16 protein-coding genes and 1 tRNA gene are annotated in these 25,335 nt (G+C 72.7%); 12 read left to right on the forward strand and 5 right to left on the reverse strand.

Annotated elements, in window-relative coordinates; translation table 11 throughout:
- The first annotated feature begins 33 nt into the window (after window positions 1-33).
- Window positions 34-106 (forward strand) — tRNA-Thr (locus LG632_RS20215).
- Between the two features lie 93 nt (window positions 107-199).
- Here LG632_RS20215 and LG632_RS20220 read toward each other — a convergent pair.
- Window positions 200-712 carry a DinB family protein gene (locus tag LG632_RS20220; protein ID WP_226728785.1) on the reverse strand — a complete coding sequence of 171 codons (513 nt, stop codon included), beginning with the start codon at window positions 710-712 and terminating at the stop codon, window positions 200-202.
- Between the two features lie 52 nt (window positions 713-764).
- Window positions 765-3,293 (reverse strand): SpoIIE family protein phosphatase, encoded by a 2,529-nt coding sequence (locus tag LG632_RS20225; protein ID WP_226728786.1) that lies wholly within the window; start codon window positions 3,291-3,293, stop codon window positions 765-767.
- A 233-nt stretch (window positions 3,294-3,526) separates the two neighbouring features.
- Between LG632_RS20225 and LG632_RS20230 the strand changes: the two genes are divergently transcribed.
- The 9 genes from LG632_RS20230 (at window position 3,527) to LG632_RS20270 (ending at window position 17,726) form a co-directional block, all read left to right on the forward strand.
- The gene (locus tag LG632_RS20230; protein ID WP_374203523.1) at window positions 3,527-9,070 is read left to right on the forward strand and encodes a HAMP domain-containing hybrid sensor histidine kinase/response regulator; all 5,544 of its coding nucleotides are present in this window, start codon (window positions 3,527-3,529) and stop codon (window positions 9,068-9,070) included.
- Between the two features lie 230 nt (window positions 9,071-9,300).
- Entirely contained in the window at window positions 9,301-9,984 is a 684-nt protein-coding gene (locus LG632_RS20235; protein ID WP_226728788.1) for a response regulator, read from the forward strand.
- 174 nt (window positions 9,985-10,158) lie between these two features.
- Window positions 10,159-12,954, forward strand: a complete 2,796-nt coding sequence (locus tag LG632_RS20240; RefSeq protein WP_226728789.1) for a DNA translocase FtsK — start codon at window positions 10,159-10,161, stop codon at window positions 12,952-12,954.
- 216 nt (window positions 12,955-13,170) lie between these two features.
- The gene (locus LG632_RS20245; RefSeq protein ID WP_226728790.1) at window positions 13,171-14,070 is read left to right on the forward strand and encodes a helix-turn-helix domain-containing protein; all 900 of its coding nucleotides are present in this window, start codon (window positions 13,171-13,173) and stop codon (window positions 14,068-14,070) included.
- 103 nt (window positions 14,071-14,173) lie between these two features.
- The gene (rimO, locus tag LG632_RS20250; protein WP_226728791.1) at window positions 14,174-15,664 is read left to right on the forward strand and encodes a 30S ribosomal protein S12 methylthiotransferase RimO; all 1,491 of its coding nucleotides are present in this window, start codon (window positions 14,174-14,176) and stop codon (window positions 15,662-15,664) included.
- Window positions 15,661-16,317, forward strand: coding sequence for a CDP-diacylglycerol--glycerol-3-phosphate 3-phosphatidyltransferase (pgsA, locus tag LG632_RS20255; protein ID WP_226728792.1), 657 nt, complete (start codon window positions 15,661-15,663; stop codon window positions 16,315-16,317). The genes rimO and pgsA overlap by 4 nt, the downstream gene beginning before the upstream one ends.
- 44 nt (window positions 16,318-16,361) lie before the next feature.
- The gene (locus LG632_RS20260) at window positions 16,362-16,862 is read left to right on the forward strand and encodes a CinA family protein (protein WP_226728793.1); all 501 of its coding nucleotides are present in this window, start codon (window positions 16,362-16,364) and stop codon (window positions 16,860-16,862) included.
- 109 nt (window positions 16,863-16,971) lie between these two features.
- Entirely contained in the window at window positions 16,972-17,352 is a 381-nt protein-coding gene (locus tag LG632_RS20265; protein WP_226728794.1) for a helix-turn-helix domain-containing protein, read from the forward strand.
- A 158-nt stretch (window positions 17,353-17,510) separates the two neighbouring features.
- Window positions 17,511-17,726: a hypothetical protein gene (locus LG632_RS20270; RefSeq protein ID WP_226728795.1), complete on the forward strand. Its 216-nt coding sequence runs from the start codon at window positions 17,511-17,513 to the stop codon at window positions 17,724-17,726.
- Here LG632_RS20270 and LG632_RS20275 read toward each other — a convergent pair.
- Together LG632_RS20275 and LG632_RS20280 are read right to left on the reverse strand one after the other, a co-directional pair.
- Window positions 17,674-18,444, reverse strand: coding sequence for an SDR family NAD(P)-dependent oxidoreductase (locus LG632_RS20275; RefSeq protein WP_226728796.1), 771 nt, complete (start codon window positions 18,442-18,444; stop codon window positions 17,674-17,676). The genes LG632_RS20270 and LG632_RS20275 overlap by 53 nt on opposite strands.
- Before the next feature lie 33 nt (window positions 18,445-18,477).
- On the reverse strand, window positions 18,478-19,284 hold the full coding sequence (locus tag LG632_RS20280; RefSeq protein WP_226728797.1) for a DNA-formamidopyrimidine glycosylase family protein: 807 nt from the start codon (window positions 19,282-19,284) through the stop codon (window positions 18,478-18,480).
- A gap of 134 nt (window positions 19,285-19,418) precedes the next feature.
- Between LG632_RS20280 and LG632_RS20285 the strand changes: the two genes are divergently transcribed.
- Complete coding sequence (locus LG632_RS20285) at window positions 19,419-20,144, forward strand: NADPH-dependent F420 reductase (protein WP_226728798.1); 726 nt, start codon at window positions 19,419-19,421, stop codon at window positions 20,142-20,144.
- Window positions 20,145-20,197: 53 nt separating this feature from the next.
- Here LG632_RS20285 and LG632_RS20290 read toward each other — a convergent pair whose 3' ends face one another.
- Entirely contained in the window at window positions 20,198-24,790 is a 4,593-nt protein-coding gene (locus tag LG632_RS20290) for an ATP-dependent helicase (protein WP_226728799.1), read from the reverse strand.
- A gap of 80 nt (window positions 24,791-24,870) precedes the next feature.
- Here LG632_RS20290 and LG632_RS20295 point away from each other — a divergent pair.
- A partial coding sequence (locus LG632_RS20295) for an AraC family ligand binding domain-containing protein (RefSeq protein ID WP_226728800.1) occupies window positions 24,871-25,335 on the forward strand: 465 nt, incomplete at its 3' end.

Below are 25,335 nucleotides of genomic sequence, written 5' to 3' on the forward strand. Positions count from 1 at the left end.
CCTGTGGGAGAGTAGGACGCCGCCGAACAACCCGCCCTTTTAGCTCAGTCGGTAGAGCGTCTCCATGGTAAGGAGAAGGTCAACGGTTCGATTCCGTTAAAGGGCTCAGAGAGAAGGCCCCCGCCATTCGGCGGGGGCCTTCTTGCGTTTCCGGGCCGGAATGTTTCCGGCCCGGATCCCTCCGGGCCGGAAACGCCGGTCAGTAGTAGCCCGTCTCGCCGTCGAGGAGTTCGCGCATCGCGTCCAGATGGCCCGCGTGCCGGGCGGTCTCCTCGATCATGTGGAGCAGGATCCAACGCAGGGAGGCGGAGCCGGCCTTGTAGTCGGTGTTACGGCCGGTGTCCTCCAGCGAGTGCGCGGCGATGATCTCGTTGGATATGGCGCACTGGTCGTCGTACTCCTCCAGCAGCTGGGCCAAGGTGGTGCCCTCGACCTGCATGTCCGCGTCCTCGATGTCCCCGAACTGGGGATTCACCTCGGACGGACGGTCCAGGAGGATCACTTCGAACCAGCAGTGCTCGACCCAGCGCATGTGGGACACGAGGCCGGCGACCGTCATGAGGGGTGAGGAAGGGAGTACCGCCCGATGGGCGTTCTCCTCGGACAGGCCCTGGCACTTCCACTGGATGATGGAGCGCTGCATGTCGAGCCAGCCAACGAGCTGGGTGCGTTCATCCGCGCTGTATGCGGGGCGAGTTCGGGGGGTCGGCATGCCCGGTGACGCTAGCGCAGGTTTTGGCCAATGCGCAGCACTTTTGCTGGGATCAATCGCCCGTTCGCTGTTCGGGGACCCGGAAAGCGAGGATTGCCATGTCGTCCGAGGCCGGTTCGGCCGCGAAGCGTTCCACGGCGCGCAGCACCCGGGCGGCCACCGCGCCCGCGGTCAGCCCCGTACAGGTGGTCAGCACCTCGGCCAGGCCGTCGTCGCCGAGCATGCGGCTGCCCTCGCGGCGCTCGGTCACGCCGTCGGTGACGCACAGCAGGACGTCGCCCGGTTCGAGCGTGAGCGTCTCCTCGTGGAGGTCGAGGTCCTCCATGACGCCCAGCAGCGGCTGGGGTTCGGCGGCCGGGACGACCTGGCCGTCCGGGCGCAGCCGCAGGGGGAGCGGGTGGCCGGCGCACACGACCTTCATCAGGGCGCTGCCGTCGGTCTGCGGGTGCAGCTCGCCGTACAGGAGGGTCAGGAAGCGGCTGCGGGCGCCCTCGTCGAGGATGGCCGCGTTGAGCCGCTCCAGGACGGCCGGTCCGCCGAGGCCCTCGCGGGCCAGCAGGCGCAGCGCGTGCCGGGCCAGGCCGGTGACCGCCGCGGCCTCGGGGCCCGTGCCGCAGACGTCGCCGATGGCGAAGCCGTACGCGCCGTCGCGGATGGGGAAGACGTCGTAGAAGTCGCCGCCGACCTCGTTGCCCTCACCGGCCGCGCGGTAGATGACCTCGACCTCGACGCCGGGGATCGCGGGGGAGCCGGGCGGCAGCAGGCTGCGCTGGAGGGAGCGGCTGATCGCCATGCGCTCGGAGTAGAGGCGGGCGTTGTCGAGGGCGAGCGCGGCGCGGCGGGAGAGGTCCTCGGCCAGTTCGAGGATCTCCTGGCGGAACTGTTCCCCGGAAGGGTTGCCCAGGGTCAGCAGCCCGATCACCCGATTGCGTGCCATGAGCGGCAGGACCACGGACTCGCCGCCGACCGCGCTCGCGCCTTCCTTCCAGGGGCGGGCGCCGGGCGGCTCGGTGAACCGCTCCGGCGCGCTGACCCGGCGCAGCAGGGCCTTGAGGCCGTCGATGCGCTCCTCGTCCTCGTGCAGGACGTAGCTGAGGTGGGGCTCGGAGGCCTGGTCGGCGATGGTGTAGACGGCGCACCAGGTGGCGAGGGTGGGGACGGTCATCTGGGCCATGAGGGCCAGGGTCTGGTCCCGGTCGAGGGTGCCGGCCAGCAGGTCGGAGGCCTCGACGAGGAAGGACAGGGAGCCGCGGCGCAGCCGCTCCAGCTCGCCGAGGCGGGCGGACTCCACGGCCAGGGCGATCCGGTCGGCGGCGAACTGAAGGCGCAGGGCCGCCTCGTTGGAGTAGCGGCCGGGGTTCTCGGCGGCGACGCCGAGGGAGCCGGTCAGCCGGCCCTCGACCTTGAGCGGCACGGTGACCACCGAGCGCATGCCGGTGGACTGCAGGAGCGGTACGGCGCCGGGCAGGGCGGTGAGGTCGTCGTGGACGGCGGGCATGCGGGCGGAGCCGTAGCGGCTGGCGCCGGCCTCGACGGGTACCCGGGCGAAGCGCTGGCGGGTGGAGGGCAGGCCGGTGGTGGCCCGTACCTCCAGCTCGGTCTCGTCGTCGGTGGCCAGCAGCAGGAACGCGGCGTCGCCGTCGAGCATGTCGCGGGCGCGTTCGACGGTGCGCTGCAGGAGGCCGTCGAGGTCGTCGGGGGCGGGGGAGCCGATGAAGGCCTCGAACGGGTCGGTGGCGCGGGGCTCGGTGAACGGGCCGGCGTCGGCGCTGGGGACCCGGACCGGGGTCTGGAGCAGGGCGCGTTCGTCGTCGTGGACGAGCAGGCAGACGACGGAGGGTTCGCCGTGGGCGTCGCGCACGCGCAGGTGGGAGGCGTAGACGGGGATGATCCGGCCGTCGGCGGCGCGGATGCCGTAGCTGCCCTCCCAGCGGGACAGCCGCAGGGCCTCGGCGATGCCGGTGCCGGTGCCGGGGGTCTGCGGCCAGGCGGCGAGCTCGCCCACGGGGCGGCCGAGGGCCTTGGCGGCGGGGTGGCCGAAGATGTGCTCGGCGTCCTCGTTCCAGGCGGAGATCCGGTCGTCGGCGTCGATCTGGAGGACGGCGACGCGGACCCGGGTGTCGGCCAGGGGCAGCATGCCGTCCGGCACGACGGGGCCGGCGGAGCGGGTACCGACCGGCCGGTCCGGGAGGTCGAGGCGGAACCAGACCTGCTTGTGGGTGGGGGTGTACTCGACGCCCCAGCGGGTGGCGAGGGCGGCGCAGAGCATCAGGCCGCGGCCGCTCTCGCGGTCCGGGTCGGCGTACGGGCGCGCGCCGGGGGGCTGGAGCGGGAGCTCCCGCTCGGGGTAGCGGTCGGCGACCTCGACGCGTACGCCGTCCTCGGCGCGCAGGCACAGCACCTCGGCGCGGGTGCCGGCGTGCACCACGGCGTTGGTCACGAGCTCGCTCGTGAGGACCACGGCGTCGTCCACGACGTCCGCGAAACCCCAGCCCTGGAGGGTGTCGCGGACGAACGCGCGGGCCGCGGCGACCGAGCGCCCGACGGGTTCGAAGCTGGCAGCCGCCCGAGCCGTGATCACAAGTCTCCTTCGCCGCCGGTTGGACAGTCGGATGCCAGGTTACTTACCTTCGCCGTCGGCGCGGGTGCCGTCGTCACGAAGTCCACTCGCAGGTGCGGGCCGTGTGCGAAGGTGCCGAAGTGTTATGGCCTGCTTCCTTCAGGGTGAAACACTGGGAAGCTAGGAGCGCCGACCACGGGACCTTTCAGGTGGCCGGTGGAGCGGTGGTCGAACCCCTGATCGGGAGGGACACGGTGGAGTCTGGCGGAGCTGCGCGGCGGTCGGGCACGCGGGGCTGGGGGTCCCCCCGGGGGGAGTCGGGGGGCGGACGGCCACGGCGCGGCGGTACGACGGAGGTCGACACCGCGGCCCTGAACCGGCTCCTGGCGGCGCTGGTGTCGATGCGGGACGGAAACTTCCGCAAGCGGCTGACGGTGTCCGGCGAAGGCGTGATGGCGGAGATCGCCGCCGTCTACAACGAGGTCGCCGACCGCAATCTGCACCTGACGGGCGAGTTGTCGCGGGTGCGGCGGATGGTGGGCCGGGAGGGCAAGCTCAGCGAGCGGCTGGAGACGGGGGTCTGCGAGGGCTCCTGGGCGGCGGCGATCGACGCGTCGAACCAGCTGGTGGACGATCTGGCCCGGCCGGTCTCGGAGGTCGGCCGGGTGCTCTCGGCGGTGGCCGAGGGTGATCTGCAGCAGCGGATGGAGCTGCGGACGCAGGGCCAGGACGGGGTGGGGCATCCGCTGCGCGGGGAGTTCCTGAAGGTCGGCCGGACGGTCAACAACCTGGTCGACCAGCTGTCGGCGTTCACCGACGAGGTGACCCGGGTCGCGCTGGAGGTCGGTACCGAGGGCAAGCTCGGTGGTCAGGCCCAGGTGCGCGGTATGTCCGGTTCGTGGAAGGACCTGACGGACTCCGTCAACACCATGGCCTACCGGCTGACCGCTCAGGTGCGTGACATCGCGCTGGTGACGACGGCGGTCGCCAAGGGTGATCTCTCGCGCAAGGTCACGGTGCACGTGGCCGGCGAGATGCTCCAGCTGAAGAACACCGTGAACACGATGGTGGACCAGCTGTCGTCGTTCTCCTCCGAGGTCACCCGGGTGGCCCGGGAGGTCGGTACGGAGGGCGAGCTCGGCGGCCAGGCCACGGTGCCCGGGGTCGCCGGCGTGTGGAAGGACCTGACGGACTCCGTCAACACGATGGCGGGGAACCTGACCGCCCAGGTGCGCGGGATCGCGCAGGTCACGACGGCCGTGGCGAACGGCGACCTCACCCAGAAGGTGACGGTCAGCGCGCGGGGCGAGGTGGCGCAGCTCGCCGAAACGATCAACCAGATGACTGATACCCTGCGCACTTTCGCCGACGAGGTCACGCGCGTGGCCAGCGAGGTCGGCGCGGAGGGCCTGCTGGGCGGCCAGGCGCAGGTGCCGGGCGCGGCGGGCACCTGGAAGGACCTCACCGACTCGGTGAACACGGTCTTCCGGAACCTGACCACGCAGGTGCGCGACATCGCGCAGGTGACCACCGCGGTGGCCAACGGCGACCTGTCGCAGAAGGTCACGGTGGACGTGGCCGGCGAGATGCTGGAGCTGAAGAACACCGTCAACACGATGGTGGACCAGCTCCAGTCGTTCGGTGCCGAGGTGACCCGGGTGGCCCGGGAGATCGGTGCCGAGGGCGAGCTCGGCGGGCAGGCGCACGTACCGGGGGCCGCCGGTACGTGGAAGGACCTCACCGACTCGGTGAACACGGCGTTCCGCAACCTCACCGGGCAGGTCCGCAACATCGCCCAGGTGACCACGGCGGTGGCCAACGGCGACCTGTCGCAGAAGGTCACGGTGGACGTCTCCGGCGAGATGCTCCAGCTGAAGAACACCGTGAACACCATGGTCGACCAGCTGTCGTCGTTCGCCGACCAGGTGACGCGGATGGCGCGGGACGTGGGTACGGAGGGCCGGCTCGGCGGTCAGGCGCGGGTGGAGGGCGTGTCCGGCACCTGGAAGGAGCTGACCGACTCGGTCAACTTCATGGCCGGCAACCTGACCTCCCAGGTGCGGCAGATCGCCCAGGTCACCACGGCGGTGGCGCGCGGTGACCTGTCGCAGAAGATCGACGTGGACGCGCGCGGGGAGATCCTGGAGCTGAAGAACACCATCAACACGATGGTGGACCAGCTGTCCGCGTTCGCGGAGCAGGTGACCCGGGTGGCGCGGGACGTGGGCACCGAGGGCCGGCTCGGCGGTCAGGCGCAGGTGCCGGGCGTGGCCGGTGTGTGGCGGGACCTGACGGACTCGGTGAACGGCATGGCCGGGAACCTGACCTCGCAGGTGCGCAACATCGCGCAGGTCGCGACGGCGGTGGCGCGCGGCGACCTGTCGCAGAAGATCGACGTGGACGCCCGGGGCGAGATCCTGGAGCTGAAGAACACCCTCAACACGATGGTGGACCAGCTGTCGAACTTCGCCGAGCAGGTCACGCGGGTGGCCCGTGAGGTGGGCACCGAGGGCATCCTGGGCGGTCAGGCGGAGGTGAAGGGGGTCTCGGGCACCTGGAAGGACCTCACCCAGTCCGTCAACTTCATGGCGAACAACCTGACCAGCCAGGTGCGCAACATCGCCGAGGTGACCACGGCGGTGGCCATGGGCGACCTGTCGAAGAAGATCACGGTGGACGCGAAGGGCGAGATCCTGGAGCTGGTCACCACCGTGAACACGATGGTGGACCAGCTGTCGAACTTCGCCGAGCAGGTGACGCGGGTGGCCCGCGAGGTGGGCACCGAGGGCATCCTCGGCGGCCAGGCCCGGGTGCGCGGGGTCACCGGTATCTGGAAGGACCTCAGCGACAACGTCAACACGATGGCCGGCAACCTGACCGCCCAGGTGCGCGGGATCGCGCAGGTCTCGGCGGCGGTGGCCAACGGCGACCTGACGAAGAAGGTGACGGTCGAGGCGCGCGGCGAGGTCGCGCAGCTGGCCGACACCGTGAACACGATGGTCAAGACGCTGTCGTCGTTCGCGGACGAGGTGACCCGGGTGGCCCGTGAGGTGGGCACCGACGGCATCCTGGGCGGTCAGGCGCACGTGCCGGGGGTGTCGGGGACGTGGAAGGACCTCACCGACTCGGTGAACTTCATGGCCTCCAACCTGACCGGTCAGGTGCGGCAGATCGCGATGGTCACGACGGCCATCGCGAAGGGCGACCTGACCAAGAAGATCGACATCGATGCCCGGGGCGAGATCCTGGAGCTGAAGACGACCATCAACACGATGGTCGACCAGCTGTCGTCCTTCGCCGACCAGGTCACGCGGGTGGCCCGTGAGGTGGGTACGGAGGGCATCCTGGGCGGTCAGGCCCGGGTCCGGGACGTGGACGGCACCTGGCGCGACCTGACCGAGTCCGTGAACGAGATGGCCGGCAACCTGACCCGTCAGGTCCGCGCGATCGCGGCCGTGGCCACCGCGGTGACCCGCGGCGACCTGAACCTCAAGATCGACGTGGACGCGGCGGGCGAGATCCAGGTCCTCCAGGACAACATCAACACGATGATCGCCAACCTGCGCGACACGACGCTGGCGAACAAGGAGCAGGACTGGCTCAAGGGCAACCTGGCCCGCATCTCCGGCCTGATGCAGGGCCGCCGCGACCTGGACGACGTGGCGGGCCTGATCATGAGCGAGCTGACGCCGGTGGTCTCGGCGCAGCACGGCGCGTTCTACCTGGTGCAGCCGGCCGGCGGTGCCAGCGAGCTCGGCGCCGAGCCGGGCGAGGGCACGTACGAGCTGCGGATGCGCGGCAGTTACGCGTACGCCGGGGGGCAGATGCCCACCTCGTTCCGGCCCGGTGAGGGGCTGATCGGGACGGTCGCGGAGGAGAAGCGGACGATCCTGGTCGAGAACACCCCGCCCGGCTACCTGAAGATCTCCTCCGGTCTGGGGGAGGCCCCGCCGGCGCATGTGATCGTGCTGCCGGTGCTGTTCGAGGGCAAGGTGCTCGGTGTGATCGAGCTGGCGTCGTTCCAGCCGTTCACGCAGATCCAGAAGGACTTCCTGTCGCAGATCGCCGAGATGATCGGTACGAGCGTCAACACCATCAGCGTCAACTCCAAGACGGAGATGCTGCTCAAGCAGTCGCAGGAGATGACCGAGCAGCTGCGGGAGCGGTCGGACGAGCTGGAGAACCGGCAGAAGGCACTCCAGGCGGCCAATGCCGAACTGGAGGAGAAGGCCGAGCTGTTGGCCCAGCAGAACCGGGACATCGAGGTGAAGAACACCGAGATCGAGGAGGCCCGGCAGGTGCTGGAGGAGCGCGCCGAGCAGCTGGCGGTCTCCATGCGCTACAAGTCCGAGTTCCTGGCGAACATGTCGCACGAGCTGCGCACCCCGCTCAACTCGCTGCTGATCCTGGCCAAGTTGCTGGCGGACAACGCGGACGAGAACCTCTCGCCCAAGCAGGTGGAGTTCGCCGAGACCATCCACGGGGCCGGCTCGGACCTGCTCCAGCTGATCAACGACATCCTGGACCTGTCGAAGGTCGAGGCGGGCAAGATGGACGTCTCGCCGACGCGGATCGCGCTGGTGCAGCTGGTGGACTACGTGGAGGCCACCTTCCGGCCGCTGACCGCGGAGAAGGGCCTGGACTTCTCGGTGCGGGTCTCCCCGGAGCTGCCCGCGACGCTGCACACCGACGAGCAGCGGCTGCTCCAGGTGCTGCGCAACCTGCTGTCGAACGCGGTGAAGTTCACCGACACCGGTGCGGTGGAGCTGGTGATCCGGCCGGCCGGCCCGGACGTGCCGCAGGCGATCCGGGAGCAGTTGCTGGAGGCGGGATCGCTGCGCGAGGCGGACGGCGACCTGATCGCCTTCTCGGTCACGGACACCGGCATCGGCATCGCGGCCAGCAAGATGCTGGTGATCTTCGAGGCGTTCAAGCAGGCCGACGGCACCACCAGCCGCAAGTACGGCGGGACGGGCCTGGGCCTGTCCATCAGCCGGGAGATCGCCCGGCTGCTGGGCGGGGAGATCCACGCCGCCAGTGAGCCGGGGCGCGGCTCCACGTTCACGCTGTACCTGCCGCTGCACCCGAGCGAGCTGCCGCCCCAGGGGTACGCGCAGCCGGCTCCGGGGGGCAGGGCGGACCTGTACCGGCGGTCGGAGGAGGAGCGGGGCGCCGCGGCGCCGCCGGTGGTCCACGACGACCTGTCGCTGACGCCGCCCCCGCTGCCGCTCGACCCGGGCCCGCGGTACGCCCCCGGGCCCGAGCAGGGGCAGGGGCCGGGGCACGGCGGGGGAGCGGCGCTGTTCCGGCGCCGCCGCAAGGCGCTGGGTGAGGCGCCTGCGCGGGCGGCGGTGCCGGGCCAGCCGGGCACGGAGGCCGACTGGGAGGCGGCCGAGGAGCTGCCGGAGCCGCCGCGGACGTACGACTTCCACGGCGAGAAGGTGCTCATCGTGGACGACGACGTACGCAACGTGTTCGCGCTGACCAGCGTCCTGGAGCAGCACGGGCTGGCGGTGCTGTACGCGGAGAACGGCCGGGAGGGCATCGAGATGCTGGAACAGCACGACGATGTGACGCTCGTGCTGATGGACATCATGATGCCGGAGATGGACGGGTACGCGACGACGGCCGCGATCCGGCGGATGCCGCAGTTCGAGGGGCTGCCGATCATCGCGCTGACCGCGAAGGCGATGAAGGGCGACCGGGAGAAGGCCCTGGACTCCGGTGCCACGGACTACGTGACCAAGCCGGTCGACCCGGACTACCTGCTGACGGTGATGGAGCAGCACATGCGCTGAAGACGATCGTCCGGGGCGCGGCGGTCCGGGAACCTTCTGCCGTTCCACCACGTTTCTTCTCCGTGCACAGTGACATCTTGGTGACAGGGTGTGGCGATCTCGGGACTGGGGCTACGATGACCGGCACAAGGACGGACGGCGCAAGGAAGCCGTTCTCTGGGGCGGGGCCCGGCGTGCCGGCCGGAGCCAGGAGCCGGGGAGGCCCCATGCCGGGGCGAGGAGGACAGGGCATGGTGCAGAAGGCCAAGATCCTCCTGGTCGACGACCGGCCGGAGAATCTGCTGGCGCTGGAGGCCATCCTCTCCGCGCTCGATCAGACACTGGTCCGGGCGTCGTCGGGGGAGGAAGCGCTCAAGGCGCTGCTGACGGACGATTTCGCGGTCATCCTGCTGGACGTCCAGATGCCCGGGATGGACGGGTTCGAGACCGCCGCGCACATCAAGCGGCGGGAGCGGACCCGCGACATCCCGATCATCTTCCTGACCGCGATCAACCACGGTCCGCACCACACGTTCCGCGGCTATGCCGCGGGCGCGGTGGACTACATCTCGAAGCCGTTCGACCCGTGGGTGCTGCGTGCGAAGGTCTCGGTCTTCGTCGAGCTGTACATGAAGAACTGCCAGCTGCGCGAGCAGGCGTCCCTGCTGCGGCTGCAGCTGGAGGGCGGCGCCTCGCCCCACGGCGCCGAGGGCAAGGAGGCGGCCGGTCTGCTGGCCGAGCTCTCGGCGCGGCTCGCCGCCGTCGAGGAGCAGGCCGAGGCGCTGACCAAGCAGCTCGGTGAGGACGCCGCCGACCCGGCCGTGGTCGCCACCGCCGCGCACCTGGAGCGCAAGCTGACCGGGCTGCGCCGGGCGCTGGACGCCCTGGAGCCCGGGACGGGCGGCGGGGCGCCGGTGCTGCCGGCCCAGACCTGACCGGACTGACAGACCTCACCGGACTGACAGACCTGACCGGACTGACAGACCGGACCTGACAGCGCCTCGTCCGGAGCTGTCGGTACGTCAAAACGCCTACGCCGGGGCCGACACGAACGGGTGAAGGGGTGGGCACGCGTGTCCACCGGCGCGCGCACCGGTAACCTCGCCCCCATGGCCTCACGTACGTCCGGCAAGGGTTCCCAGAGCACCGCGGGCGCCGCCAAGGCCCGCTCCGGCCGTACGACGGCGCCGGCGAAGAAGGCGGCGCCCGCGCGGGGGCCTGCCGCCAAGAAGGCGGCGCCCGCCAAGCGGGCCCCGGCGAAGAAGGCGGCTCCCAAGCCCGCGCCGTCCCCCACCGGGGGCGTGGTGCGGCTGGTGCGCGCCATGTGGCTGGGCCTGGCCCATGCCGTCGGCGCGGTGCTGCGCGGCTTCGGCCGGGGTGCGCGCAACCTCGACCCGGCCCACCGCAAGGACGGCATCGCGCTGCTGCTGCTGGCGCTCGCCCTGATCGTCGCGGCCGGCACCTGGTCGAACCTGAGCGGGCCGGTCGGCGAGCTGGTCACCATGCTCGTCACCGGGGCCTTCGGGCGGCTGGACCTGCTGGTGCCGATCCTGCTGGCGGTCATGGCCGTCCGGTTCGTCCGCCACCCGGAGCAGACCGACGCCAACGGCCGGATCGGGGTGGGCCTGACCGCACTGGTCATCGGCGTCCTCGGCCAGGTCCACATCGCGTGCGGGGCGCCGGGCCGCGGCGAGGGCACCGCCGCCATGCGGGACGCGGGCGGCCTGATCGGCTGGGCCGCGTCGAAGCCGCTGATCTTCACCATGGGCGCGCCGCTGGCCGTGCCGATGCTGGTGCTGCTGACGATCTTCGGCCTGCTGGTGGTCACCGCCACTCCGGTCAACGCCGTCCCGCAGCGGCTGCGCCACCTGGGCATCCGGCTGGGGATCATCGCGCCCACCGAGTACGACGAGCAGGACGCGCACGACGGGCGGGACGCGTCCGCGCCCCGGCACGACGCGGAGCAGTGGCGGGCCCGGACCGGGCGCGGCCCGGCCGCCGCCCGTACGGAGGCCGACACCGCCGAGGAGGAGGAGCTCGCGCAGCGGCGCCGGCCCCGGCGGACCGCCGCGCAGGCCCGGCGCGAGCGCGGGATGGACGCGGTCGACGTGGCCGCCGCCGCGGCCGCCGCCCTCGACGGCGCCGTGCTGGGCGGGCTGCCGCCCTCCCCGCTGGTCGCCGACCTCACCCAGGGCATCACCCCCGACCGCTCCGGCGGGGAGCCCACCACCCCGGTGCCCGCGCCGTCCGCCCCGGTCCCGCCGGCCCGCGAGGAGCGCGGGGCGGCCGGGCCCGGGCCCACCGCCGTACCCGCCGAGCCGGCTCAGGAGCCGCAGCAGGCCGGGCGCTTCACGGTGCCGGACCTCACCAAGGCGCCGCCGGCCGCCGAGGGGCTGCCGCCGCGCGCCGAGCAGCTCCAGCTGCGCGGCGACATCACCTACGCCCTGCCGTCGCTGGACCTGCTGGAGCGCGGCGGGCCGGGCAAGACCCGCAGCGCCGCCAACGACGCCGTCGTGGCGTCGCTGACCACGGTCTTCGCCGAGTTCAAGGTGGACGCCGCCGTCACCGGGTTCACCCGCGGGCCGACGGTCACCCGGTACGAGGTCGAGCTCGGTCCGGCCGTGAAGGTCGAGAAGATCACCGCGCTGACCAAGAACATCGCGTACGCCGTCGCCTCGCCCGACGTGCGGATCATCTCGCCGATCCCCGGCAAGTCGGCGGTCGGCATCGAGATCCCGAACACCGACCGCGAGATGGTGAACCTGGGCGACGTCCTGCGGCTGGCCGACTCGGCGGAGGACGACCACCCGATGCTGGTGGCGCTCGGCAAGGACGTCGAGGGCGGCTACGTGATGGCCAACCTGGCGAAGATGCCGCACGTGCTGGTGGCGGGCGCGACCGGCTCCGGCAAGTCCTCGTGCATCAACTGCCTGATCACCTCGATCATGGTCCGGGCGACCCCGGAGGACGTCCGGATGGTCCTGGTCGACCCCAAGCGGGTCGAGCTCACCGCGTACGAGGGCATCCCGCACCTGATCACGCCGATCATCACCAACCCCAAGCGGGCCGCGGAGGCCCTGCAGTGGGTGGTGCGCGAGATGGACCTGCGCTACGACGACCTGGCCGCCTTCGGCTACCGGCACATCGACGACTTCAACGAGGCGATCCGCAGCGGCAAGGTCAAGCTGCCCGAGGGCAGCGAGCGCGAGCTGACGCCGTACCCGTACCTGCTGGTGATCGTCGACGAGCTGGCGGACCTCATGATGGTCGCCCCGCGCGACGTCGAGGACGCCATCGTGCGCATCACCCAGCTGGCGCGGGCCGCCGGCATCCACCTCGTCCTCGCCACCCAGCGGCCCAGCGTCGACGTGGTGACCGGCCTGATCAAGGCGAACGTGCCCTCGCGGCTGGCGTTCGCGACGTCCTCGCTCGCCGACAGCCGGGTCATCCTCGACCAGCCGGGCGCCGAGAAGCTGATCGGCAAGGGTGACGGGCTGTTCCTTCCGATGGGCGCCAACAAACCCGTCCGGTTGCAGGGGGCGTTCGTCACCGAGGACGAGGTCGCCAAGGTGGTCCAGCACTGCAAGGACCAGATGGCGCCCGTCTTCCGCGACGACGTCACCGTCGGCCAGAAGCAGAAGAAGGAGATCGACGAGGAGATCGGCGACGACCTCGACCTGCTGTGCCAGGCCGCGGAGCTGGTGGTGTCCACGCAGTTCGGCTCCACCTCCATGCTCCAGCGCAAGCTGCGGGTCGGCTTCGCCAAGGCCGGCCGGCTGATGGACCTGATGGAGTCGCGGGGCGTGGTGGGGCCCAGCGAGGGGTCCAAGGCGCGGGACGTGCTGGTGAAACCGGACGAGCTGGACGGGGTCCTCGCCGTCATCCGCGGGGAGTCGCAGCCGTGACGAATCCGCGATGAATCCGCGCACAACCGTTTCCCCGGGCCCCGCGTCCAGTTGAGCAAAGGAGCGCCGCGGCCGGCGGCGCCACCCCTGTCCGACGACCGGACTCCGCCCGCCATACGGATGGCGTACGGAGTCCACCCTCCGGTTGCTCCACCCTTTCGTCACCCCCCTAGACTGGGAATCCAGCAGGTGGCTACACGCTCGAAAGGCGCCCTCGTGTCCATCGGCAACTCCAACTCCCCTGAAGACGACCAGCCTTCGACCGACGACCGGTCCGAGGACCGGCTCGTCCCGTCCGACGGCGGTCCCTCCATCGGGACGGCCCTGAAGAAGGCCCGGATCGCCGCCGGGCTCACCGTCGACGAGGTCAGTTCCACCACCCGCGTGCGCATCCCGATCGTGCACGCGATCGAACAGGACGACTTCACGCGGTGCGGCGGCGACGTGTACGCCCGCGGCCACGTCCGTACGCTCGCCCGCGCCGTCGGACTCGACCCCGCACCTCTGGTCGAGGCCTACGACGCCGCCCACGGCGGACGCCCCGCACCGACCCCGGCCGCACCTCTGTTCGAGGCGGAGCGGATCCGGCCCGAGCGGCAGCGGCCCAACTGGACCGCCGCCATGGTCGCGGCGATCGTCGCCGTGGTCGGCTTCGTCGGGTTCACCGCGTTCAGCGGTGGCGACGAGGGCGGCAAGCGGCCCGTGGCGGAGGGTTCCGCCGCGCCCAAGCCCGCCCCCAAGCAGTCCGGCGGGCAGTCGCCCCAGCAGCCCCAGACCCCGCAGGCACCGCAGGCCCCCAAGCCGGAGCCCTCGGACAGCGCCATCGCGGCCGCGCCCAAGGACATGGTCACGGTCGTGCTGACGGCGGCCGACGGCGAGAGCTGGATCTCGGCCAAGGACCACAGCGGGCGGACCCTCTTCGACGGCACCCTCGCCATGGGCGACTCGAAGACCTTCACCGACAAGGAGTCCATCGATCTCGTCCTCGGCGACGCCGGGGCCGTGCAGCTGTTCGTGAACGGCAAGGAGATCAAGGACGAGTTCCAGTCCGGGCAGGTGGAACGCCTCACCTACACCAAGGAAGACCCGCGCCAGGCTCCGGCCCAGGCGGGCTGACCTGCCCCTGCGGATCCCCGGGACGCGCCCGCGCCTCCCGGGGATCTTGGTTTACCGGGACTTGGGGCGGGGGTCGGCTTCCGGACGAAGTAGTCTTGAGTCCATGCCCGAACGCCGTACCGTCGCCCTTGTCACTCTTGGCTGCGCCCGTAACGAGGTGGACTCGGAGGAGCTCGCAGGCCGCTTGGCGGCGGATGGCTGGGAGCTCGTCGAGGACGCCGCCGACGCGGACGTCGCCGTCGTCAACACCTGCGGCTTCGTCGAAGCCGCCAAGAAGGACTCCGTAGACGCCCTGCTGGAGGCCAACGATCTCAAGGATCACGGCCGCACCCAGGCCGTCGTCGCCGTCGGCTGCATGGCCGAGCGCTACGGCAAGGAGCTCGCCGAGGCCCTCCCCGAGGCCGACGGCGTGCTCGGCTTCGACGACTACGCCGACATCTCCAACCGCCTCCAGGTGATCCTCAGCGGCGGCAGTGTCGAGGCCCACACCCCGCGCGACCGGCGCAAGCTGCTCCCGATCAGCCCCGCCGAGCGGCAGAACGCCGACGTGGCCCTGCCCGGGCACGCGCAGGAGCCGGCCCCCGCCCCCGCCGACCTGCCCGAGGGCCTCGCGCCCGCCTCCGGCCCGCGCGCGCCGCTGCGGCGCCGGCTGGACACGAGCCCGGTCGCCTCGGTGAAGCTGGCCTCCGGCTGCGACCGGCGGTGCTCCTTCTGCGCCATCCCGTCCTTCCGCGGCTCCTTCATCTCGCGCCGCCCGGCCGACGTGCTGGGCGAGACCCGCTGGCTGGCCGAGCAGGGCGTGAAGGAGATCATGCTGGTCTCCGAGAACAACACCTCCTACGGCAAGGACCTCGGCGACATCCGCCTGCTGGAGACGCTGCTGCCGGAACTGGCGGCGGTCGACGGCATCGAGCGGGTGCGGGTCAGCTACCTCCAGCCGGCCGAGATGCGCCCCGGCCTGATCGACGTGCTGACCTCGACCCCGAAGGTCGCGCCGTACTTCGACCTGTCGTTCCAGCACTCCGCCCCCGACGTGCTGCGCGCGATGCGCCGCTTCGGTGACACCGACCGCTTCCTGGAACTGCTGGACACCATCCGCTCCAAGGCCCCCCAGGCCGGTGTCCGGTCCAACTTCATCGTCGGCTTCCCCGGGGAGAGCGAGAGCGACTTCCAGGAGCTGGAGCGTTTCCTCACCCACGCGCGGCTCGACGCGATCGGCGTCTTCGGCTACTCCGACGAGGAGGGCACCGAGGCGGTCACGTACGAGAACAAGCTCGACGAGGACGAGATCGCGCAGCGCCTGGCCCACATGCAGGCCCTGGCCGAGGAGCTGACCTCGCAGCGCGCCGAGGAGCGCGTCGGGGAGACCCTGGAGGTGCTCGTCGAGTCCGTGGAGGCGTTCGACGAGGACGGCGAGGACGGCGAGGGCGCCTACGGGCGCGCCGCCCACCAGGCGCCCGAGACCGACGGCCAGGTGGTCTTCACGGACGGCACGGGCCTGGTCCCGGGACGTATGGTCATGGCCAAGGTGGTCGGCACCCTCGGCGTGGACCTCGTCGCCGAGCCCCTGGACCTCGAGGAGGCGGCCGGATGACCGGAGTCCCGGCATCAGCAGCGGGAGGGACCGGCCACCGGCCGGTCCCCGGCGGGAAGCTGGGGGCCGCGGCCGTCAACCAGGCCAGCCTGTGGAACATCGCCAACATCCTGACGATGGTCCGGCTCGTGCTCGTTCCGGGATTCGTCCTGCTGCTGCTCGCCGACGGCGGCTACGACCCCGCCTGGCGGGCGCTGGCCTGGGCGGCGTTCGCCATCGCCATGATCACCGACCTGTTCGACGGTCATCTGGCACGGACGTACAACCTGGTCACGGACTTCGGCAAGATCGCCGACCCCATCGCCGACAAGGCGATCATGGGGTCGGCGCTCGTGTGCCTGTCCTGGTTGGGAGAGCTGCCCTGGTGGGTGACCGGGGTGATCCTCGGGCGCGAGCTGGGGATCACGCTGCTGCGGTTCTGGGTGATCCGCTACGGGGTCATCCCGGCCAGCCGGGGCGGGAAGATGAAGACCCTGGCGCAGGGCACGGCGGTGGGCATGTACGTGCTCGCGCTGACCGGGCCGCTGGCGACCTTGCGCTTCTGGGTGATGGCGGTGGCCGTCGTCCTGACCGTCGTGACCGGTCTGGACTACGTCCGGCAGGCGATCGTGCTGCGCCGCCAGGGGATCGCCGCGGAGCGGGCCGCGCGGTGACGGACGGGACCGGAGAAACCCGAGGGTCGGCGGAATCCGCCGGCGTGGCGGCCGAGGTCCTGACGCTGCTTGCGGAGAGTGACCAGACCGTCGCGGTCGCGGAGTCCCTGACCGGCGGACTGGTGGCCGCGGAGCTGACCTCCGTGCCCGGCGCCTCGCGCGCCTTCCGCGGTTCGGTCACCGCGTACGCCACCGAGCTCAAGGAGCGCCTCCTGGGTGTGGACGGCGCTTTGCTGGCGGCGCACGGCGCGGTGAACGCGCAGGTGGCGGCGGAGATGGCCGTCGGGGTGCGGGGGGCGCTGGGCGCCTCGTGGGGGATCGCGACCACCGGGGTGGCCGGCCCGGATCCCCAGGACGGACAGCCCGTCGGCACGGTTTTCGTGGCCGTGGCGGGGCCGGCGGGCAGGAAAACGGCCCGGCTGAGGTTGAACGGCTCCCGGGCGGAAATCCGTAGGGAGAGTGTACGGAACGTGCTCGAACTGCTTTCGAGAGAACTCCGCGAGAATGCGCGGGGGCAGGATACGGAACAGAACGGGGGGATTTGATGTTTGCAGCCCTGAGTGAACACGACATCGCTCCCCGCACGGCCGCGGCGCGAGGCGGTACGGTGGGGCGTGAAGGATGCGGCTACACGGTCAGAGGAGGGAGCCACCGATGATTCTGCTCCGTCGCCTGCTGGGTGACGTGCTGCGTCGGCAGCGCCAGCGCCAGGGCCGTACTCTGCGCGAAGTCTCCTCGTCCGCCCGAGTCTCGCTCGGCTATCTCTCCGAGGTGGAGCGGGGGCAGAAGGAGGCGTCCTCCGAGCTGCTCTCCGCGATCTGCGACGCGCTGGACGTACGGATGTCCGAGCTGATGCGCGAAGTCAGCGACGAACTCTCGCTTGCCGAGCTTGCCCAGTCGGCTGCCGCGAGTGATCCGGTACCGGCACCGGTCCGCCCGATGCTCAATTCCGTCTCCGTGACCTCGGTCGCGGCGGGCCCCGAGCGGGTGACCATCAAGGCGCCGGCCGAAGCGGTGGATGTCGTGGCCGCTTGAGCGTGACTGCTCGACCGCAGAGGTGTGGTCCGGAGCCCCGGCCGGTGTGATCACCGGCCGGGGCTCCGTGCTGTTTCCGGGCCGTTCTGGGTGCGGCGGGAGGGGGACTGCGGGACGATGGTGCGGGTCCCGGCCCCTGGGAGGCAGGCGTGCGACGGATGTGGATACCCGTCGGGCTGGCGCTCGGTGTGCTGTGGTGGTGGGCCGTCCTGCGGCTCACGCTCCAGCCGCGCGGCGCCGGCCCGCTGGAGGGGGCGGTGGCGATGGGCGGCTGGGGGCTGAGCCTGCTGCCGGTGCACTGCGCGCGGGTGTCGCGGAGGTCTACCAGGGCATCACGACTCCCCCGTTCGGGCGAAGGATCTGGCCCGTCATGAACGACGACGCGTCCGAGGCGAGGTAGAGCACGGCCCGGGCGATGTCCTCGGGCTCGCCGACCCGGCGCAGGGGGGACATCCGGACCATCATGGCCTCGGTCCGCTCCTGGACCTCGCGGCCGTGCCGCCCGGTCATCGGGGTGCGGATCCAGCCCGGGGCGACCGCGTTGACCCGGATCCCGTGCGGGCCGGCCTCGGTGGCCAGCGTCTTGGTCAGCTGGACCACGGCGGCCTTGGCGGCGCTGTAGCAGAGCAGGCCCGCGCCGGCGCTGTCGACGGCGCCGGAGGCCATGGTGACCAGCGAGCCGGGGCGGCCGGCGTCGATCATGGATCGGGCGGACTCCTGGCAGGCGTGGAGCACGCCCTTGAAGTTCACGGCGAACACCCGGTCGAGATCCTCGTCGAGGGTGTCGAGGACGCTGCTGGAATGCATGATCCCTGCGATGGCGGCGGTGACGTCCAGCCGACCCGCCGCCCGGACGGCCGCGCGGACCTGGGCCCGGTCGGTGACGTCGAGGACATGGGCGTGGGCGCGTCCGCCCTTGTCGGTGATCTGCGCCGCGGTCCCCGCGAGCCCCTGCTCGTCGAGGTCGGCGCAGTGCACCGTGGCGCCGGCCTCGGCCAGCAGCACGGCGGTGGCCCGGCCGATGCCGCTGGCGGCGCCCGTGATCAGCGCGGTGCGGCCGGTGAGGTCGTACGGGGCGAAGGTGGTGGGCATGCCGGGGACGGTACGACCGGATCTGACGGGGCGTCAATCCTTGGTGTGCGGGACCGGACCCCGTTGGCAGTGGGGGCACCAGTACGTGGGGCGGTCGTCCTGGGGCGCCTCGCGGACCGGGGTGCCGCAGCGCAGGCACGGGCGGTGGGCGCGGCCGTAGACGAACAGCTCCTGGCCGCGCCGTCGCAGTCCGGTGGTGTTCCGCGGGTGCGCCACCGGCCCGACGTTCGCGGCCAGCAGCCGCCGTGCGGCCGGCGGGATGCGGCTGAGGGTCGTTGCCGGGAGGTCGCCCACCGGGGTCCAGGGGGTGACGGCCGCCATGAAGCAGAGCTCGCACTTGAACACGTTCCCGATGCCCGCCAGGTTGCGCTGGTCGAGCAGGGCCTCGCCGAGCGGCCGGGCGGGGTCGGCCAGCAGATTGCGGGCGGCCCGCTCGGCGTCCCAGTCCGGGCCCAGCGGATCGGGCCCCAGATGGCCGACGACACGGTCCTCCTCGGCGGTGCGCAGCAGCTCCAGCACGGGCAGGCGGTAGCCGACCGCGGTCTGCTCGGCGGTGCCCAGGACGGCCCGGATCTGGTGCTCGGGACCGCCTCGCCAGCGCTCGCCGACGGCGTACACGTGCCAGGCGCCGTCCATCCGCAGGTGGCTGTGCAGGGTCAGGCCGCCGTCGAACCGGGTCAGCAGGTGCTTGCCGCGCGGCACGACCTCCAGCACGGTCCGGCCGGTGAGGTCGGCGGTGGCGAAGCGCGGGACGCGCAGATCGCTGCGGACCAGCTCCCGACCGGCCAGGGCCGCGTGCAGCCGCCGCGCGACGCGCCAGACGCTGTCTCCTTCGGGCATGCCGCCATTGTGGCCTTCGCGGCCGGTTCGGGCCGTGTCGGCGTGAGCCGGCGGCCCCGGACCCCAATGCTGGGCAGCGGGCCCGCACGGCGGGCCGGCAGTGAGGGGGATCGTTCACAGGAGGAGACAGACACATGGCCGCCAGCGCACACCCCCGGAAGATCGCCGTCCTCGGTACGGGCGGCGGCGGGCGCGCCCATGCCGCCAAGCTGCTGGAGCTCGGCCACCAGGTGGTGGTCGGCACCCGCGACTCGCAGGTCACCCTCGGGCGCACGCAGCCCGACTTCATGGGCATCGAGCCGTTCGGGCAGTGGCTCGCCGACTACCCCGGCATCGAGCTGACCACCTTCCGCGACGCCGCCGCCTGCGCCGACCTGGTGATCAACGGCATCGACGGCGGCCACGCGCTGGAGGTGCTCGGCGGGCTCGCCGACCAGCTGGCCGGCAAGATCCTGATCGACTACGCCGTCCCGTACGTCTACAACCCCGAGCGGGCCCACCCCTGGCCCACGCCCTGGGGAGTGATGCCCGCGCTCGACCCGGTGGACCACGACAGCCTCGGTGAGCGGATCCAGCGGGCGCTGCCCGCCACCAAGGTGGTCAAGGCCGGCGTCACCCAGGAGCAGGAGGTCGTCGTGGCCCCGCGCACGGTGGCGGACGGCGACCACACCCTGCTCGTCGCGGGCGACGACGCCGACGCCAAGGAACAGGTGACCGCCCTGCTGCGGGCCTACGGCTGGACCGATGTCCTCGACCTCGGTCCGATCGTCTGCTCGCGCGGCATGGAGATGTACGCCCACCTGCACTGCGCCATCGGCTTCGCGGTCGGCGGCCGGTTCGGGATCAAGGTGGTCCGCTGAGGGGCCGCCCGCCCGCTGCCCGCTGCCCGCTGCCCCGCGGTCCGGCGGCCGGTTCAGGAGCGCAGGCGCAGCCCCCGGGGGGTGGCGTGGAAGCCCGCGGCCTCCAGGGCCGGGCCCAGAGGTGAGGTCAGCGCGGGCGTGGCGTTGATCCGCTCCACCGTCAGGGCGGGCAGGGTGCCCGCCCGCGAGGCCTGGGCCAGCGCGGCCGTGGCCGCCGTCAGCCTCGGATCGTCCGCCGGCGGCCAGGCCAGCAGGGTCTTGCCGCCGCGCTCCAGGTACAGGGTCAGCTCCCCGTCGACCAGGACCACCAGGGAGCCGGCCTTGCGGCCCGGCTTGTGCGTGGCGCCGGCCGGCGGCTCCGGCCAGGGCAGGGCCGCGCCGTAGGCGTTGGCGGGGTCGGCCGCCGCGAGGACCACCGCCGCCAGCGGGGGCGGCGTGCGCTCGGCCGCCCGCAGCCGGTCCACGGCGCCGTCCATGGCGAACTGCGCCGCGCCCAGCCCCTCGACCACATAGCCCCGGCGGGCCTGGCCGCTGTCCTCGAACGCCGACAGCACCCGGTAGACCGCGCTGAAACCGCCCGTCACCCCCTCGGCCGCGACCGCGCCCCGGGTGACGACGCCGTGCCGGTCCAGCAGGGTGCGCGCCAGGGCGTGGGCGCGGTGCGTCGGATCGGGGGACTCGGCGGGCAGCAACGACCAGCGGCCCGACACCGTGGGCGGCCCGGGCCGGGACACCGAGGCGCTCAGCGTGCCGTACCGGCCGCGCGGCACCGTGCGCCGGGCCCGGTGCGCGGTGGAGCCCGCCGTCCGGCCGGAGCCCAGCAGGGAGCGCAGCGGCGCCAAGGTGTCGTTGGTCAGCCGGCCCGACCAGGCCAGGTCCCAGATCGCGTCCGACAGCTGCGCGTCGGTGGCCTCCGGCCACTCGGCCCGCACGGACTGGGCGATCTGCCGGAAGAACAGGCCGAAGCCGCCCGACAGGCTGTCCAGGACGGCCTGGTGCAGCGGCCCGATCTCCAGCGGGTGCGCCGGCGGCAGCAGCAGCGGCGCCGCGTCGGCGAGGTAGAGCGAGACCCAGCCGTCCTTGCCGGGCAGCGCGCCCGCCCCCGCCCACACCACCTCGCCGGTGGTGGTGAGCTCGTCCAGCAGGCCGGGGGAGTACCCGCTGACCCGGGAGGGCAGGATCAGCCGCTCCAGCGCGGACGCCGGCACCGGGGCGCCCTGGAGCTGCTCCACGGCCCGGGCCAGCCCGTCGATGCCGCGCAGCGCGCCACCCAGGTGCTGCCACTGCGGCAGGAACGTGGCCAGCGCGGTCGGCGGTACGGGCTCCAGCTCCTGGCGCAGCGCCGCCAGCGAGCGGCGGCGCAGCCGGCGCAGCACCGCCGCGTCGCACCACTCCTGGCCGATCCCGGCCGGATGGAACTCGCCCTGCACCACCCGCCCGGCCGCCGCCAGCCGGTGCAGCGCGCCGTCCGTGACGGCGGTGCCGAGCCCGAACCGCGCCGCCACCTCGGCCGTGGTGAACGGGCCGTGGGTACGGGCGTAGCGGGCCAGCAGGTCGCCCAGCGGGTCCCGGACCGGCTCGGTGAACGCCTCCGGGACACCGACCGGCAGGGCCGTGCCCAGCGCGTCCCGCAGCCGCCCGGCGTCCTCGACGGCCGCCCAGTGCTCCTCGCCGGCGATCCGGACGGCGATGACCCGGCGGGCCGCCGCCAGCTCCCCGGCCCACGCCGGATCCGCGCCCCGCTCGACCAGCTGAGCCCCGGTCAGCGGGCCCAGCAGGCGCAGCAGGTCGGCCACGCCCTCCACGTCCTTGCAGCGCCGGTCCTCGGTCAGCCACTGCAACTCCCGCTCCAGCTCGGCCAGCACCTCGGCGTCCAGCAGCTCGCGCAGCTCGGCCTGGCCCAGCAGCTCGGCCAGCAGCCGGGAGTCCAGCGACAGCGCGGCCGCCCGCCGCTCGGCCAGCGGGGAGTCGCCCTCGTAGAGGAACTGGGCGACGTACCCGAAGAGCAGCGACCGGGCGAACGGGGAGGGCTCGGCGGTGGTGACCTCCACCAGCCGGACCCGGCGGGACTCGATGTCCCCCATCAGCTCCGTCAGGCCCGGCACGTCGAACACGTCCTGCAGGCACTCCCGTACGGCCTCCAGCACGATCGGGAACGAGCCGAACTCCGAGGCCACGGACAGCAGCTGGGCCGCCCGCTGGCGCTGCTGCCACAGCGGGGTCCGCTTGCCGGGGCTGCGCCGGGGCAGCAGCAGGGCGCGGGCCGCGCACTCGCGGAACCGGGAGGCGAACAGCGCCGAACCGCCGACCTGTTCGGTGACGATCCGGTCCACCTCCCCCTTGTCGAAGGTGACGTCGGCCGCGCCCAGCGGGGCCTGTTCGCTGTCGAACTCGAAGGCGGGCAGCCCCGACGGATCGTGGTCGAGCAGGTCCAGGCCCATCAGGTCCGCGTCCGGCAGCCGCAGCACGATCCCGTCGTCGGCGTGCATCACCTGGGCGTCCATGCCGTACCGCTCGGCGAGCCGGGCCCCGAGCGCCAGCGCCCACGGCGCGTGCACCTGGGCGCCGAACGGGGAGTGGACCACCACCCGCCAGTCGCCCAGCTCGTCGCGGAACCGCTCCACGACGACGGTCCGGTCGTCCGGGACGTGGCCGCAGGCCTCGCGCTGCTCCGCCAGGTACGCCAGCACGTTGTCCGCGGCCCACGCGTCCAGGCCCGCGGCCAGCAGGCGCAGCCGGGCGTCCTCGTCGGTCAGGGCGCCCACCTCGCGCAGGAACGCCCCCACCGCGCGCCCCAGCTCCAGCGGCCGGCCCAGCTGGTCGCCCTTCCAGAACGGCAGCCGGCCCGGCACCCCGGGCGCCGGGGAGACCAGCACCCGGTCGCGGGTGATGTCCTCGATCCGCCAGGAGGTGGTGCCCAGGGTGAAGACGTCGCCGATGCGGGACTCGTAGACCATCTCCTCGTCGAGCTCGCCGACCCGGCCGCCGCCCTTCTTGGGGTCGGCGCCCGCCAGGAACACCCCGAACAGGCCGCGGTCGGGGATCGTGCCGCCGGAGGTGACCGCGAGCCGCTGCGCCCCCGGGCGGCCGGTGACGGTGCCCGCCACCCGGTCCCACACCACGCGGGGCCGCAGCTCCGCGAACGCGTCGGACGGATAGCGGCCGGCCAGCATGTCCAGCACCGCGGTGAACGCCGACTCGGGCAGCGCGGCGAACGGCGCCGCCCGCCGCACCAGCGCGAGCAGCTCGTCCACCTGCCAGGTGTCCATCGCCGTCATCGCGACGAGCTGCTGGGCCAGCACGTCCAGCGGGTTGGACGGGATGCGCAGGCTCTCGATGGACCCGCTGCGCATCCGCTCGGTGACCACCGCCGCCTGCACCAGGTCGCCCCGGTACTTGGGGAAGACCACGCCGGTGGAGACCGCGCCCACCTGGTGCCCGGCGCGGCCCACGCGCTGCAGGCCGGAGGCCACCGACGGCGGGGACTCCACCTGCACCACCAGGTCCACCGCGCCCATGTCGATGCCCAGTTCCAGGCTGGAGGTGGCGACCACGGCGGGCAGCCGGCCCGCCTTCAGGTCCTCCTCCACCAGGGCCCGCTGCTCCTTGGACACCGAGCCGTGGTGCGCCCGGGCCAGCAGCGCCGGAGCCCCCTTGGCGGCGCCGGACTGGGCCATCACCTCGGCCGGCGGCGGAGCGCCCTCGGCCAGCGCCTCGCCCGTGGCGCGCTCGTACGCGATCTCGTTGAGCCGGTTGCACAGCCGCTCCGCCAGGCGGCGGGAGTTGGCGAACACGATGGTCGAGCGGTGGGCCTGCACCAGATCGGCGATCCGCTCCTCCACGTGCGGCCAGATCGACGGTTTGTCGCCGCCGTCCCGCTCCTCGGTGGCCGGTGAGCCGCCCAACTCGCCCATGTCCTGCACGGGGACGACCACCGAGAGGTCGAACTCCTTGGCCGAGGGCGGCTGGACGATCTCCACCCGGCCGCGCGGCGCGAGGTAGCGGGCCACCTCCTCCACCGGCCGGACGGTCGCCGACAGCCCGATGCGGCGCGCCGGGCGCGGCAGCAGCTCGTCCAGCCGCTCCAGCGACAGCGCCAGGTGCGCCCCGCGCTTGGTGCCCGCCACCGCGTGCACCTCGTCCACGATGACCGTCTCGACGCCGGCCAGCGCCTCCCGCGCGGCCGAGGTCAGCATGAGGAACAGCGACTCGGGCGTCGTGATCAGGATGTCCGGCGGCCGGGTGACCAGGGACCGCCGCTCGGCGGCCGGGGTGTCGCCGGAGCGGATGCCGACCCGGATCTCCGGCTCGGGCAGCCCCAGCCGCACCGACTCCTGCCGGATGCCCGTCAGCGGGCTGCGCAGATTCCGCTCGACGTCCACCGCCAGGGCCTTCAGCGGGGACACGTACAGCACGCGGCAGCGCTTCCTCGCCTCGGCCGGCGGCGGGGTGGACGCCAGGCCGTCCAGGGCCGCCAGGAACGCCGCGAGGGTCTTGCCCGAACCCGTGGGCGCCACCACCAGCACGTCCGAGCCCCGGCCGATGGCCTGCCAGGCGCCCTCCTGGGCGGAGGTGGGCGTCACGAAGGCCCCCGTGAACCACGAGCGGGTCGCGGGGGAGAAAGCGTCGAGTGCGGAGCCGGCCATGCCCCCATCGTGCACCCCGCCACCGACAACGGCCCGGACCTGCGCGAACACCGGTCAGGAGGGGAGCGCAGAATGGGGGGATGGGAAGCGCGGGACGCGGCGACGGCGAGTGGGCCAGACACTGGCGGCACGCCCAGCTGCCCGGACTGGACCTGCTGCGCGCCCACTACGTGCGCCACACCTTTCCGCGCCACGCCCACGACGGCTACGTCATCGCGGCCGTCACCGGCGGCATGGAGGAGGTCGGCCTGCCCGGCGGCACCGACCGGGCCGGCCCCGGCAGCGTCGTCCTGATCAACCCCGAGGTCCCGCACACCGCCCGGGCCGGCGCCCCCGAGGGCTGGGCCTACGCGACCCTCTACCCCGACCGGGACCTGGTCGCCGACGTCGCCGCCGAGATCGCCACCCTGCGCGGCACCCCGGGCTTCGCCGCCACCACCGTCCCCGACCCGGAGGGCGCCCGGCTGATCAGCGAGGTGCACGCCGCTGCCGAGGCGGGCAACGCGCTGGCCGCCGACACCCTGCTGCGCCTGGCCGTGGCCCGC

Source organism: Streptomyces antimicrobicus, assembly GCF_020532625.1.
GTDB classification, from domain to species: domain Bacteria; phylum Actinomycetota; class Actinomycetes; order Streptomycetales; family Streptomycetaceae; genus Streptomyces; species Streptomyces antimicrobicus.

What these genes read in the sequence shown, in the direction of transcription:
- LG632_RS20285 (WP_226728798.1), top strand. Translation starts at nt 19,419, where the DNA reads ATGGCCGCCAGCGCACACCCCCGGAAGATCGCCGTCCTCGGTACGGGC.
- rimO (WP_226728791.1), top strand. Translation starts at nt 14,174, where the DNA reads ATGCCCGAACGCCGTACCGTCGCCCTTGTCACTCTTGGCTGCGCCCGT.
- LG632_RS20240 (WP_226728789.1), top strand. Translation starts at nt 10,159, where the DNA reads ATGGCCTCACGTACGTCCGGCAAGGGTTCCCAGAGCACCGCGGGCGCC.
- LG632_RS20265 (WP_226728794.1), top strand. Translation starts at nt 16,972, where the DNA reads ATGATTCTGCTCCGTCGCCTGCTGGGTGACGTGCTGCGTCGGCAGCGC.
- LG632_RS20275 (WP_226728796.1), bottom strand. Translation starts at nt 18,444, where the DNA reads ATGCCCACCACCTTCGCCCCGTACGACCTCACCGGCCGCACCGCGCTG.
- pgsA (WP_226728792.1), top strand. Translation starts at nt 15,661, where the DNA reads ATGACCGGAGTCCCGGCATCAGCAGCGGGAGGGACCGGCCACCGGCCG.
- LG632_RS20235 (WP_226728788.1), top strand. Translation starts at nt 9,301, where the DNA reads ATGGTGCAGAAGGCCAAGATCCTCCTGGTCGACGACCGGCCGGAGAAT.
- LG632_RS20220 (WP_226728785.1), bottom strand. Translation starts at nt 712, where the DNA reads ATGCCGACCCCCCGAACTCGCCCCGCATACAGCGCGGATGAACGCACC.
- LG632_RS20290 (WP_226728799.1), bottom strand. Translation starts at nt 24,790, where the DNA reads ATGGCCGGCTCCGCACTCGACGCTTTCTCCCCCGCGACCCGCTCGTGG.
- LG632_RS20280 (WP_226728797.1), bottom strand. Translation starts at nt 19,284, where the DNA reads ATGCCCGAAGGAGACAGCGTCTGGCGCGTCGCGCGGCGGCTGCACGCG.
- LG632_RS20270 (WP_226728795.1), top strand. Translation starts at nt 17,511, where the DNA reads ATGTGGATACCCGTCGGGCTGGCGCTCGGTGTGCTGTGGTGGTGGGCC.